The following is an 11,907-nucleotide window of genomic DNA, read 5'->3' on the forward strand; positions in this document are numbered from 1 at the left end:
CTTTTCATTCACAACGAACAGAAGGTACCCCTCCATGAGCAACAAGGCAGTCATCAACACCGACAAGGCACCCGCCGCCATCGGGCCCTACTCCCAGGCGATCAAGGCCGGCAATACCGTCTACCTTTCCGGCCAGATCCCCCTCGACCCGGCCACCATGGAGCTGGTCTCCGACGACTTCGAGGCCCAGGCCCGCCAGGTCTTCACCAACCTCAAGGCCGTCTGCGAAGAGGCCGCCGGCTCGCTGGGCGAGATCGTCAAGATCAACCTCTACCTGGTCGACCTGAGCAACTTCGCCATCGTCAACCAGGTGATGGAAGAGTTTTTCGATAAGCCCTACCCGGCCCGTGCCGCGGTGGGCGTGAAGGCGCTACCCAAGGACGCCCAGTTCGAGGCGGAAGCCGTTATGGTCATCGGCGACTAGGAAAGGGCGGATTTGCTACTGCGCTCGATATCCTGGCCGCCGGCGGTGCTCGCTCGTAACGCAAATCCACCTCTTTCCGAAACAGGACTATGAGACTTTTTATTGCCCTGGTGCCACCGCCCGAGCTGCGCAGGGAGCTCGGGGAGCTAGCCGACATCGCCCACGCCCGCTGCGGCGGGCGACGCATGCCCGACGAGAGCCTGCACCTGACGCTGGCATTTATCGGCGAAGTGGAAGAGGCGCAGGCCACAACGCTCGTCAATTGGGTACAAAGCCTTGCCATTATACCGGGCAAATGTCGCCTCGACGGCTGGGGCTGCTTCAAGCGCCCCGGTATCGTCTGGATCGGGAGCCAGGCATCCGACCCGGCGCTAGGAGAGCTGCATCGCGAGCTCTGGCAAGGCCTGGAGGCCTGCGGTTGGTCCGGCCGACCCGACAAATTCGTTCACCATGTCACCCTGCTGCGACGCGCCATCACGAACCGGCTGCAAGACCTTCCCTCCATCAACCTCACGTGGCCCTATAGTCAAGTAGCGCTGATCCAGTCCTTTACCGATGAACGCGGGGCACGTTACCGCACCCTGGCCGTATCGCAGGGTTGAATATCAAGGATGAAGCGCACAATTGATTGGCTCGCCAGTTATTAGCACCAGAGCAGCCCAACAATGGCTTCGAGGTATTGACCCCGGGCTATCACGGTGCGCTCTGATACCGTATGCGACCAGTGAACCGATCTAGACCGGCTCAGGCAGGAAGCCGCCTTCTTTCATGACCTGAGTGTAGCCGTCACGGTAGCTGGGATAACGGAACCTGTAGCCTGTCTCCAGCAGGCGGGTATTGTCGCAGCGCTTGCTAGCACGCTTGCGCAGCGGCGCCTGGATCACTTCGGTGGATTCCACCTTGAGTTTTCCTGCCATCCAGGCCATCACTTCATACAGAGGGTCCGGGGCGCAGTCGCTGGCCAGGTAGAGATTCTCCAGCGGCTTTCCTGCCACGCTGAGCTCGATCAGGTGCTTGAGCACGCCGGCGCAGTCGTCGCGATGGATGCGATTGGAATACATGGGTGGGGACGCCGGCGCGATGCGGCCTTCCAATACCTGACGGATGAGGCGGTCACGCCCCGGGCCATAGATACCGGAAAAGCGCACCGCCGTGCCAGGTATCGGGCTATCATTCAGAGCCTGTTCCGCTTCGCGCATCATCACGCCGGAGAAGCCGGGCGCCTCGGCAGGACTGTCTTCGTCCACCAGCTCGCCTTCCCTCTGGCTATAGACGCTGGTAGAGGAGACGAACAGAATTCGCTGCGGTGTGCTATCGCGCCGCTCGTAGGTACGCAGCACCGCCTGGAGTCCATCGAGATAGGCGGCACGATAGGCGGCCTCCTCGAAGCGGTCGGCGCTGAGCACGTAGACCACGAAATCGGCGTTGGGCAGCTTGGCAAGGGCGGCTTCGTCGCTGAGGTCCAGCGCCAGAGGCTCGATACCGCTGCCCTCCAGTGCCGATACACCACGTCGAGCACCGATAACCCGGTGGCCGGCCGCGATCAGCTCGCCGCCCAGCACCGTGCCGATGTCACCACAACCTAGAATCAGTGTCGTTTTCTTCACCTTTCTCTCGCCCCCTGATAAAAAGTCCCTATTGAAATCCATACATCTATCGTCCGAGAGGATGCCCAGCGGGCACCAACCATGACTCTAACAGAACTTCGCTATATCGTAACCTTGGCCCAGGAGCGCCACTTCGGCCGCGCCGCCGAGCGCTGCTTCGTCTCCCAGCCGACCCTGTCGGTGGCGGTCAAGAAACTTGAGGAAGAACTGGAGGTTGCGCTTTTCGAACGATCCAAGTCAACCGTCCAGGTGACGCCCATGGGTGAGAGGATCGTCGAGCAGGCCCAACGTGTGCTGGAGCAGAGCAAAATGATCAAGGAGCTAGCCAATGCCGGCAAGGACCAGTTGGCGAGCCCTCTGCGCATCGGCGCCATCTACACCATCGGCCCCTACCTGTTTCCGCACCTGGTCCCAGAATTGGCCCGCAGCGCACCGCAGATGTCGCTCTATATCGAGGAGGGCTTCACCGCCAGCCTGCGGCACAAACTGCGGAGTGGCGAGCTCGACGCCATCATCATCGCACTGCCCTTCAACGAAACCGATGTCGTCGCCAAGCCGCTCTACGACGAGGAATTCGAGGTGCTGATCCCCGCCGACCATCCCTGGACACAGCGCGAGCACATCGACAAGGAGGACCTTCTCAGCGAGCGTTTGCTGTTGCTCGGTGAGGGTCATTGCTTCCGCGACCAGATACTCGAGGCGTGTCCGGCGATCAGCCACAAGCTCAACAGTCCGAACAATACCCTGACAGCTGAAGGCGGCTCCCTGGAGACCATCCGCCATATGGTGGCCTCGAAGCTCGGCATCACGGTACTGCCCCGCTCGGCCATCGGTACTGTCCATTACGAGACCGGCCTGCTTACCAGCCGACCGTTTAGCGCCCCGGCACCCTCGCGCACCGTGGCCATCGCCTGGCGCGCCAGCTTCCCTCGACCGCGCGCCATCGATGCCGTGACCAATGCCATTACACAGTGTCATGAGGCACTCCCCGAGACGGCATGAACGCTGACACAAACGGACTCGACTCGCCGGTCACCTCTCTCAAAGGCGTTGGCGAGGCGCTGGTGCTGAAGCTGGCCCGACTGCGCGTGGCATACGTGGCCGACCTGCTCTTCCACCTGCCGCTGCGCTATCAGGACCGTACCCGTATCACGCCCATCGGCACCCTGCGTGCCGGGCATGAGGCCGTGGTAGAAGGGGAGGTCATGGCAAGCGAAGTGGTGCGCGGTCGGCGTCGCAGTCTGCTGGTGCGGCTTCGCGACGGCTCGGGCATCCTCAGCCTGCGCTTTTTCCATTTTTCACCGGCCCAACAGCAGCAGTTCCATCCGGGTGCGAGGATACGCGGCTTCGGTGAGGCTCGGGCCGGTGCTACCGGGCTCGAGATCTATCATCCCGAATATCGGTTATTGAGCGATGACGCCCCACCCGTGGAGGATCACCTGACGCCGATCTACCCCACTACCGAGGGATTGCACCAGACTCGACTGCGAGCGCTGATCGAGCAGGCGCTGGCAAAACTCGACGCCACCCCCGAGGCGCTGCCCGACTGGCTACCCGAATCGCTGCGACAGCGCTTCAGTCTCCCCGAGCTGCACCATTGCCTGAAGGTACTGCATCAGCCTCCACCGGATGCCGACCCCGATCAACTGGCGAGCGGCCTGCATCCCGCCAGCCGACGGTTGGCCCTGGAGGAGCTGCTCGCTCACCGACTCAGCCTGCGCGCGGTACGTCTGCGCATTCAGCAGGATGGTGCCCCGACGCTACCCAGCGGGCGAAGCTTGCAAGCACGCTTTCTCACCCAACTGCCCTTCTCGCTGACCGGTGCCCAGCGCCGCGTGCTCGATGAGATCGGCGCCGATCTGGCCCTCGAGATGCCGATGCTGCGCCTGGTCCAGGGTGACGTCGGCTCGGGCAAGACGGTGGTGGCGGCCATGGCGTCGCTGTCAGCCATCGCCGGCGACTGCCAGGCGGCGATGATGGCACCCACAGAGATCCTGGCCGAACAACATTACCGTACCTTTCGCGCCTGGTTCGAGCCGCTCGGGATCGAAGTGGCATGGCTGGCCGGCAAACTCAAGGGCAAGGCACGGCTGGATACCAAGGCCGCCATCCTCGATGGCCGGGCCCGCATGGTGGTGGGTACTCACGCCCTGTTCCAGGGCGACGTGCATTTCCAGCGCCTGGGCCTGGCCATCGTCGACGAACAGCACCGCTTCGGCGTGCACCAGCGACTCGCGCTGCGCGAAAAGGGCGAGGCCGGCGGCCTGACTCCCCATCAACTGGTCATGACCGCCACGCCGATACCCCGCACCCTGGCAATGAGCGCCTATGCCGACTTGGACGTTTCGGTAATCGACGAGCTCCCCCCGGGGCGCACCCCGGTCAAGACGGTTGTGGTTCCCGACGATCGCCGCCCCGACGTGGTGGCACGTATCCGCCATGCCTGCGCCGAGGGCCGACAGGCCTACTGGGTCTGCACCCTGATCGAAGAATCGGAAGCCCTGCAGTGCCAGGCCGCCGAGGCGACCCACGCAGAGCTCGGTGAGGCACTGCCGGAACTGGCCATCGGCCTGGTCCACGGGCGCATGAAAGCGACGGAGAAAGCCGCAGTCATGGACGCCTTCAAGGCCGGCGAACTCGACCTACTGGTGGCCACCACGGTGATCGAGGTCGGGGTCGATGTGCCCAACGCCAGTCTGATGATCATCGAGAATCCAGAGCGACTGGGGCTATCGCAGCTTCACCAGCTGCGAGGCCGGGTCGGGCGGGGCTCCACGGAGAGCTTCTGCGTACTGCTCTACCACGGCCCGCTCTCGGCCAACTCCCGAGAACGACTTGGCGTCATGCGTGAGACCACCGATGGTTTTCGCATCGCCGAGAAGGACCTGGAGCTGCGCGGCCCCGGCGAGGTGCTGGGCACCCGCCAGACGGGGCTCGCCCAGATGAAGATCGCCGACCTGGAACGCGACGCAGACCTGCTGGAACGGGTCTCGCCACTGGCCGAGGCGCTGCTCGCCAACCACCCCGAGGCCAGCCTGCCGTTGATTCGGCGCTGGCTGGGCGAACAGGCAGGGCGTTATGGACAGGTTTGATACCTTGTCCATGGATCATTGACGGGTAAGGCAGAAACGAATGCCTTCGAGAAAGCTGCGAGACTCGGTCAAGCGTCAGGATGCTGAACGGCGGCCTACAAGTGCTTCAACAGCTTCTGCAGCTTGTTAAGGTCACCGGAATCGCCGACCAGGCGCACGGTGCCAGCCATCATGCCATCGAGAAAGGCCTTCTGGGTCGGCTTGCGAAGCACCTTGATGGCAGTTGCCTCGTCCTCGAAGCGTAACTCCAGGTCGAGGTCCACGGGCAGACCCGCCCCCGTCTTTATGCCCCGCGGCGACATGCGGTAATGACGGGCAATGGAGAGAGTCTCGGTGGCGATCCCCCAGTCGAGGCTACGCATCTCGGTCAGGGCTTGGCGAAAACGCGGTTTGCGGCGCAGGGCACGCTTGAGTAGAAAACCCAGCAGCCACAGCATGAGTCGCAGCTTCATGGCAACCCCGCTTCGAACAGGAAGAGGAGGGAATTGCGGCCTGCAACAACGGCAGGCCGCGCCACGGAAACCCTCAACGTGGCGTCAGCCCTTGCCGACAGCATCCTTTAGCCCCTTGCCGGGCTTGAAAGCCACGGTCTTGCTGGCCGGGATGGCCAAGGGTTGGCCTGTCTGCGGGTTCTTGCCGGTGCGGGCGGCTCGCTCGCGCACGGTGAACGTCCCGAAACCGATCAGTGAGACATCCTGCCCCTGAGCCACGCTACCGGTGATCTCGTCGAGAATGACATTGAGTACCTGGCTCGCCTTGTCCTTCGAAAGTTCCGCACGCTCGGCAATTGCCGCAGCAAGTTCTGGCTTGCGCATAAAGCCCCTCCTGGTATTGGCTATGTCCCGACGCTGGGCGCCGGTGTGTTGTTATCCGCGCGATCAGTTCATGAGGCATGAACTGCCTGCAACTTCCGAGTGTGAAGCCCTTGATATGCTACGTATGAAACCCTTGCTCCCCGGAAATCGCCATGCGAGGTGGCGCTGTCGTCGCCTGCTGGCCAGGCGACCCACAGTGGCGCCGACGCCCCTAGCCTAGCAATGTCGGTGTCGCTCGCGCCAGCTCAACTTTCCGTCGCACGCAGCTCCCTGTCAACGCAAAACCAATCAAACGTTCGTCTTGTGTCTCGGCAAAAGCCACCAGGTCGCGGCCTTTCCCTTCGATTCGCCAGCGCGCCGGTGGCCGGGGCGGCGGCAGTGCCACGACTGGCAGCAGCGGGGTCTTGACCAGAATAGGCCAGGCACCATAAGCCACTTCGGATGGCTCGCCAGTCAATGTGCGCGCCAGCGCCTTGGCGCTGGCCTGAAGCGGCTGTACGTACATGGCGTTGATCCCATCGACACAAGCCACGTCCCCCAAGGCGTACACTCCGGGTGCCGAGGTAGCCAATCGACGATTCACCCGAATACCCGCCACGTCGGCCTCGATGGCTGCCAATGCGGCCAGTTCCGTTCGCGGCCTCAACCCCGTGGCCACCAGTACCAGATCGGCCTCAAGCCGGTTGCCACCGCTGAGCGTGACGCCAATATCACTGCCGACGCTATTCAACGCGTTCAGGCTGCGCCCCATTTGTAGCGTCATGCCAGCGTCGACAAAGGCATCTCCCAAGGCACGTCCCAGCGGCTCGGGCAGCAGCCGCGGCAGCGGCGTACTCTCGGGCGCCACCAGGGTGATTTCATGCCCACCGGCAATCAGGTCATTGGCGAATTCGCAGCCCACCAGACCCGCGCCGATGATAGCCACTCGGGCCCGGCGGCCCAATGCTTCCAACGCAGCGTGGAATCGACGATAGTCGTCGAGATCGTTGATCGTGAAGACGCGCTCGGCCACTGTTTCAGGAACCTTGAAAGGCACTGCCGGCGCCGCCCCGGTGGCCAGTACCAGCTCGCTCCAAAGCAGGCGCTCTTCACCGATACGCAGCGCACGGGCCTCCATGTCGATGCCCTCCACCCAGGTATGGGTACGCATCACTACCCCCAACTGGTCGGCCACTTCCAGCGCTGATCGGGTGGCCAGCCTATCCGGCGGCAGGCGCTTGGCGAAGCCGGTGGAGAGCAGTGGCTTGGCGTAGTCCTCGCCACGATCGGCGGTGATCAGGGTGATGGCACGCGCCGTATCCCGGGCGCGAACCTGCCGGACAAGGCCAAGGCCCGCCATGCCGGAACCGATAATGATAAGGGGAGCGGTCATGGAACTCCTTGCCGTATCGCAGGGCTGGCATGCGTTTGATGCCACCCAATCCAGGGAATCGAGTCGGAACCGCATGTTACACTATGCGACCCTCGATCGACCTGGAGAGCAAGGTGACCCGGAGACGTGCGGTGCACCGCGACCCCATTCGCTTGACCCCGAGAACCGTAAGCTGGCGGCCGCTGGCGGCTGGCCAACCGGCCATGAGCCCGGCCTGGTGGGCCTGGGTCGCCTCGCGGGATTCCCTTACCGCCCGATTGATCGAGGCCGGGGGTGAAAGGACCTTCCGTGTGCGCCTGATCGACCAGCGCCTCGGCCGGCCACGCCCCGACGAAGCCAGGGTCCTTGGTCTGCCCGTCGGTCGCCTCGCCTGGCTGCGCGAAGTGGCACTCTGCCTGGATGAACGCCCCTGGGTGGTGGCGCGCTCGGTGGTGCCGCTTGCACAACTGCGGGGGCAACGCCTTGACCGACTCGGGGAGCGCTCACTGGGCAGTTGGCTGTTTCGTCAGCCAGGCCTGGAGCGCAGCCCCATCGAGGTAACAGCCTCTCCCCCCCCTTTCCATAGCCAGAGAGGCCCCTGGGGCCGTCGCTCGGTATTCCGCCATGGCCGCTTTGCCGTTCTGGTGCAGGAGTTCTTCCTCGACGCAATGGCAGATGATCTGGCGCTGCCTTCACGTTAGGATGAGCACCATCGATTGAGGAGGCTCCGATGGATCGATCCCTGCTGCATCCCACCGGCCTGGCACGCGTACCCGACTTCCTGCACCTGATGCGCCTGGACAGGCCCATCGGAACCTGGCTGCTGATGTGGCCCACCCTCTGGGCACTGTGGGTGGCCGCCGAGGGCATTCCCGGACGTAAGGTACTGCTGATCTTCATCGCTGGCGTCTATCTGATGCGGGCGGCCGGCTGTGTGGTCAACGACTACGCCGACCGTCACTTCGATGGCCACGTCAAGCGCACGAAGAACCGGCCCCTGGCCACCGGCCGCATCAGCGAGGGCGAGGCTCAGGCGCTGTTCCTTATGCTGGTCGTGGCGGCCTTCGTGCTGGTGCTGTTCACCAACCTGTTTACGGTGATGCTGTCACTGGTCGGGGTTGTACTGGCCTTCATCTACCCGTTCATGAAGCGCTACACCCACCTGCCCCAGGTGTTCCTCGGTGCCGCCTTCTCGTGGGCGATTCCCATGGCCTTCGGCGCCGTGCTGGGCCACGTGCCGGTGGAGGCCTGGCTGCTGTTCTGCGCCAATGTGGCCTGGACCGTGGCCTATGATACCGAGTACGCCATGGTCGACCGCGACGACGACTTGCGTATCGGTATCAAGTCCACCGCCGTGCTATTCGGCCGTGCCGACCGGCTGATGATCGGCCTGCTGCAGGTGGCCACCCTTGCCCTGCTGGCCTGGGCCGGCCTGCACCTGGGACTGGGCCTCTTCTTCTGGCTGGGCCTGGCGGCCATGGGCAGCACATTCCTGCATCAGCAGACCCTGATTCGTACCCGGGATCGCGATCGCTGCTTCCAGGCATTCCTCAACAACCACTGGTCGGGCCTGCTGGTGTTCGCCGGCATCGTCCTCAGCCTTTGGCCCACGCTGAACGGCTGAAACAGGCTAGGTGCCACCGCCAGTCACGTATCACCTTTCTGACGTCAAGGATAGTATTGTTTGATTTTATAAACTTTTATTCCAGTCCATGCTGTATGCATAACGCGCGTGAACAACGCCCGACAAGCAGCAGAGGACAGGACCATGCACGAGGTCGATACCCAGCAAGCCACAACCTCATCCGCCGGCCGCGAAGCGGTAGCGGGATATCCGGGGCTCAACCGGCACCTGTGGATGCCGTTCAGCTCCAATCGCGACTTTCATGCCAATCCGCGCATGATCACCGGCGCCGAAGGCCGCTACTTCATCGATGATCGCGGTCGACGACTGTTCGACTCGCTGTCGGGCCTATGGACCAGTGGCGCGGGGCATAACCGGCTGGAGATCCAGCAGGCGGTGGCCCGCCAGTTGAGTAGCCTGGACTTCGCCCCGGGGTTTCAAGTCGCACACCCACTGGCCTTCGAACTCGCCGAGAAGTTGGCGAGCTTGACCCCTGCCGGCCTCGATCACGTCTTCTTCACCAATTCAGGCTCCGATGCCGCCGACACCGCGGTGAAAATGGCCAGAGCCTACTGGCGGCTCAAGGGGCGCCCGGAGAAGACCCGACTGATCGGACGTGCCAAGGGCTATCACGGCGTCAACGTCGGCGGTACCAGCCTCGGCGGGATCGGCGGCAACCGGAAGCACTACGGGCAACTGCTCGACGTGGCGCACCTGCCCCACACTCTGCAGCCACATCTCGCCTTCACCCGTGGCCAAGCCGACAGCGGCGCCGAGCTCGCCGATGCCCTGCTCGACCAGATCGCCCTGCACGATGCATCCAATATCGCCGCGGTGATCGTCGAGCCGATGTCGGGCTCAGCCGGAGTCATCGTGCCGCCGAAGGGCTATCTCGATCGCCTACGCGAGATCTGTAGCGCTCACGACATCCTGCTGATCTTCGACGAGGTGATTACCGCCTTCGGCCGCAGCGGTGCGACCACCGGTGCCGAGGCCTTCGGCGTAACGCCGGACATGATGAATATTGCCAAGCAGCTCACCAACGGTGCGGTACCCATGGGCGCGGTGATCGCCTCCGGCGAGATCTTCGATACCTTCATGCACGCCGGCGGTCCCGAGCACGCCATCGAATTCACCCACGGCTACACCTACAGCGCTCATCCTGTGGCCTGTGCCGCCGCCCTAGCCTCCCTCGACCTGCTCGAGCGGGAGGACTTCCCCGGCCAGGTTCGCGCCATTGCCCCGGTGTTCGAGGAGAAGCTCCACGCCCTCAAGGGACGGCCCCACGTGGTGGATATCCGCAACCACGGGCTGGCCGGGGCGATCCAGCTGGCTCCCCGTGACGGCGATCCCACCGTACGGCCTCGCGATGCCCACATGGCGCTCTGGCAAGCGGGTTTCTATGTGCGCTACGGCGGCGACACCCTTCAGTTCGGCCCACCATTCGGCTCTACGGAAGTGGAGCTCGAACGGCTCTTCGACGCCGTGGCCTTGACCCTCGATTGCCTGATTTAAGGGCACCGCAGGGCTAGCCAGTTTCTTCAGTGGCAGTGCCGATACACCAATTCCCCTGCATCGGCACTGCCATCGCTGGCACTCTGAACCGCGCATGGATTTCGATCGCCCCCTGCCCGGCAAACATCAGGGTCAGGAGGCTGGCAGGCCCCGATAGTGACTGTCCCACATCAGCACCGCACCGGCCACGGCGCCGGGAAGCAGAAAGAGGTTGGCCAGCGGGATCCAGGTGATCAGCGTAACCCAAGCCCCGTAACTCAGCGTCGGCCATCGCCGAGATGACAGACGACGCCGCATGTCGGCGAAACTGACCTTGTTGTTGTCCATGGGATAGTCGAGATAGGTGATGGCCATGATCCAGGCGGAAAACAGGAGCCAGAGCAGTGGAGCGATCAGGTTGATGGCGGGAATCCAGCTCACCACGAACAGCAACGCCATCCTGGGGAGGATGTAGCCGAGCTTGACCAGTTCGCGCCCCAGTGCATCCACCGCAGTCCTGGCCAACCCCCTGTCGTCCAGCGGCGGCCGCCCGGTGGCCAGCACTTCCACCTTGGCGGCCAGCAAGCCATAGAAGGGGGCGGCTATCAGGTGAGCCACCAAGGTAAAAGTGAAAAAGATAATCAACACCAGGCTGAACACGAACAGTGGCCAGATCAGCCACGATAACCACTCGAGCCAGCCCGGAATCATCGCCATCCAACCGTCGAGCCAACTGCCGAAATGGGTGACCACGTAGTAAAGCATTAGGCCATACACCAGCATGTTGACGCCGATAGGCACGAAGACGTAACGACGCATGCCCGGTGCATAGGCCAGCCGAGTACCACGGACCAGCGCCGAAAAGGCATCCAGCATCGGTTTTTCCTCGTTGTGAGAGGGGTGGCCCTGGGCGACAGGTTGTCGCAAGGCTGGAGCAAGGGGGACCTTGCCGTATAAGATGGCGCACAGGCGCGCTGCAGCGCAATATTATTCATCGCTTTCCGACCTGTACCGACCACCGACAACAACAAGCCGAGAAGACGATACTCATGACCGACCTCGACGATGTGCCCGCCCCCCTAGGCCAGCTGACGCTCAAGTTATTGGCCTCTCGCCAGGACACCAATCTCTATGGCGACATACCCGGCGGCTGGCTGGTCAGCCACATGGACCAGGCAGCCGAGCTGGCCGCCGGCCGGGAGGCCCATGGCCGTACTGCCACCGTGGCCATCGAAGCCATGGACTTCCTGTGCCCAGTACGAGTGGGGTCAACCGTCAATATCTTTACCGCCGTCCGCGAGATCGGCCATAGCTCGGTCAAGATCGACGTGGAGGTATGGATACGCCAACCCCACGAGCGCGATGGGGACGAACTCCACAAGGTCACCGAGGCTCGCTTCGTGATGGTGGCACTCGATGATAAGGGGCGGATCCGCTCGGTTCACCAGGCTAGCTGAGCCGAGCAGCACCCCAAAAGCGACAGGGGCGCCATATGGCGCC

The 11,907-nt window shown here is 63.3% G+C and carries 13 protein-coding genes; 8 read left to right on the forward strand and 5 right to left on the reverse strand.

Going from position 1 to position 11,907, the window contains the following annotated elements; genetic code table 11:
• Positions 1-34 precede the first annotated feature (34 nt).
• Together DU490_RS01400 and thpR are read left to right on the forward strand one after the other, a co-directional pair.
• Positions 35-424, forward strand: coding sequence for a RidA family protein (locus DU490_RS01400; RefSeq protein ID WP_114572555.1), 390 nt, complete (start codon positions 35-37; stop codon positions 422-424).
• An 89-nt stretch (positions 425-513) separates the two neighbouring features.
• Positions 514-1,026 carry an RNA 2',3'-cyclic phosphodiesterase gene (gene thpR, locus DU490_RS01405; protein WP_114572556.1) on the forward strand — a complete coding sequence of 171 codons (513 nt, stop codon included), beginning with the start codon at positions 514-516 and terminating at the stop codon, positions 1,024-1,026.
• A 132-nt stretch (positions 1,027-1,158) separates the two neighbouring features.
• Here the strand turns inward: thpR and DU490_RS01410 are convergent, their stop codons facing one another.
• Positions 1,159-2,031 (reverse strand): NAD-dependent epimerase/dehydratase family protein, encoded by an 873-nt coding sequence (locus tag DU490_RS01410; protein ID WP_114572557.1) that lies wholly within the window; start codon positions 2,029-2,031, stop codon positions 1,159-1,161.
• Between the two features lie 81 nt (positions 2,032-2,112).
• Between DU490_RS01410 and DU490_RS01415 the strand changes: the two genes are divergently transcribed.
• Together DU490_RS01415 and recG are read left to right on the forward strand one after the other, a co-directional pair.
• Positions 2,113-3,033: a hydrogen peroxide-inducible genes activator gene (locus DU490_RS01415; protein ID WP_114572558.1), complete on the forward strand. Its 921-nt coding sequence runs from the start codon at positions 2,113-2,115 to the stop codon at positions 3,031-3,033.
• Positions 3,030-5,123: an ATP-dependent DNA helicase RecG gene (recG, locus tag DU490_RS01420; protein WP_114572559.1), complete on the forward strand. Its 2,094-nt coding sequence runs from the start codon at positions 3,030-3,032 to the stop codon at positions 5,121-5,123. The genes DU490_RS01415 and recG overlap by 4 nt, the downstream gene beginning before the upstream one ends.
• Positions 5,124-5,218: 95 nt before the next feature.
• On the opposite strand, the gene DU490_RS01425 is transcribed toward recG, so the two are convergent.
• The 3 genes from DU490_RS01425 to DU490_RS01435 all read right to left on the reverse strand — a co-directional run bounded on the left by DU490_RS01425 (position 5,219) and on the right by DU490_RS01435 (position 7,310).
• A complete protein-coding gene (locus DU490_RS01425) occupies positions 5,219-5,575 on the reverse strand; it encodes a hypothetical protein (protein WP_114572560.1) in 357 nt (118 codons plus the stop codon).
• An 84-nt stretch (positions 5,576-5,659) separates the two neighbouring features.
• Positions 5,660-5,938 carry an HU family DNA-binding protein gene (locus DU490_RS01430; protein WP_010625919.1) on the reverse strand — a complete coding sequence of 93 codons (279 nt, stop codon included), beginning with the start codon at positions 5,936-5,938 and terminating at the stop codon, positions 5,660-5,662.
• A gap of 211 nt (positions 5,939-6,149) precedes the next feature.
• Positions 6,150-7,310 carry an FAD-dependent oxidoreductase gene (locus DU490_RS01435; protein ID WP_114572561.1) on the reverse strand — a complete coding sequence of 387 codons (1,161 nt, stop codon included), beginning with the start codon at positions 7,308-7,310 and terminating at the stop codon, positions 6,150-6,152.
• A gap of 113 nt (positions 7,311-7,423) precedes the next feature.
• On the opposite strand from DU490_RS01435, the gene DU490_RS01440 reads away from it, so the two are divergent.
• From DU490_RS01440 to DU490_RS01450, 3 genes are all read left to right on the forward strand, one after another.
• On the forward strand, positions 7,424-7,990 hold the full coding sequence (locus tag DU490_RS01440) for a chorismate lyase (RefSeq protein ID WP_258801104.1): 567 nt from the start codon (positions 7,424-7,426) through the stop codon (positions 7,988-7,990).
• Positions 7,991-8,019: 29 nt separating this feature from the next.
• The gene (gene ubiA / locus DU490_RS01445; RefSeq protein WP_114572562.1) at positions 8,020-8,913 is read left to right on the forward strand and encodes a 4-hydroxybenzoate octaprenyltransferase; all 894 of its coding nucleotides are present in this window, start codon (positions 8,020-8,022) and stop codon (positions 8,911-8,913) included.
• 144 nt (positions 8,914-9,057) lie between these two features.
• On the forward strand, positions 9,058-10,428 hold the full coding sequence (locus tag DU490_RS01450) for an aminotransferase class III-fold pyridoxal phosphate-dependent enzyme (RefSeq protein WP_114572563.1): 1,371 nt from the start codon (positions 9,058-9,060) through the stop codon (positions 10,426-10,428).
• 132 nt (positions 10,429-10,560) lie between these two features.
• Here the strand turns inward: DU490_RS01450 and cysZ are convergent, their stop codons facing one another.
• Positions 10,561-11,283 carry a sulfate transporter CysZ gene (gene cysZ / locus DU490_RS01455; RefSeq protein WP_114572564.1) on the reverse strand — a complete coding sequence of 241 codons (723 nt, stop codon included), beginning with the start codon at positions 11,281-11,283 and terminating at the stop codon, positions 10,561-10,563.
• A gap of 173 nt (positions 11,284-11,456) precedes the next feature.
• On the opposite strand from cysZ, the gene DU490_RS01460 reads away from it, so the two are divergent.
• Positions 11,457-11,864 (forward strand): acyl-CoA thioesterase, encoded by a 408-nt coding sequence (locus DU490_RS01460; RefSeq protein ID WP_114572565.1) that lies wholly within the window; start codon positions 11,457-11,459, stop codon positions 11,862-11,864.
• Positions 11,865-11,907 lie beyond the last annotated feature (43 nt).

The organism is Halomonas sp. DQ26W, assembly GCF_003339685.1.
Classification (GTDB): domain Bacteria; phylum Pseudomonadota; class Gammaproteobacteria; order Pseudomonadales; family Halomonadaceae; genus Halomonas.

Coding starts and splice junctions, on each gene's coding strand:
- DU490_RS01400 (WP_114572555.1), top strand. CDS start 35: ATGAGCAACAAGGCAGTCATCAACACCGACAAGGCACCCGCCGCCATC.
- thpR (WP_114572556.1), top strand. CDS start 514: ATGAGACTTTTTATTGCCCTGGTGCCACCGCCCGAGCTGCGCAGGGAG.
- DU490_RS01415 (WP_114572558.1), top strand. CDS start 2,113: ATGACTCTAACAGAACTTCGCTATATCGTAACCTTGGCCCAGGAGCGC.
- recG (WP_114572559.1), top strand. CDS start 3,030: ATGAACGCTGACACAAACGGACTCGACTCGCCGGTCACCTCTCTCAAA.
- DU490_RS01425 (WP_114572560.1), bottom strand. CDS start 5,575: ATGAAGCTGCGACTCATGCTGTGGCTGCTGGGTTTTCTACTCAAGCGT.
- DU490_RS01430 (WP_010625919.1), bottom strand. CDS start 5,938: ATGCGCAAGCCAGAACTTGCTGCGGCAATTGCCGAGCGTGCGGAACTT.
- DU490_RS01435 (WP_114572561.1), bottom strand. CDS start 7,310: ATGACCGCTCCCCTTATCATTATCGGTTCCGGCATGGCGGGCCTTGGC.
- ubiA (WP_114572562.1), top strand. CDS start 8,020: ATGGATCGATCCCTGCTGCATCCCACCGGCCTGGCACGCGTACCCGAC.
- DU490_RS01450 (WP_114572563.1), top strand. CDS start 9,058: ATGCACGAGGTCGATACCCAGCAAGCCACAACCTCATCCGCCGGCCGC.
- cysZ (WP_114572564.1), bottom strand. CDS start 11,283: ATGCTGGATGCCTTTTCGGCGCTGGTCCGTGGTACTCGGCTGGCCTAT.
- DU490_RS01460 (WP_114572565.1), top strand. CDS start 11,457: ATGACCGACCTCGACGATGTGCCCGCCCCCCTAGGCCAGCTGACGCTC.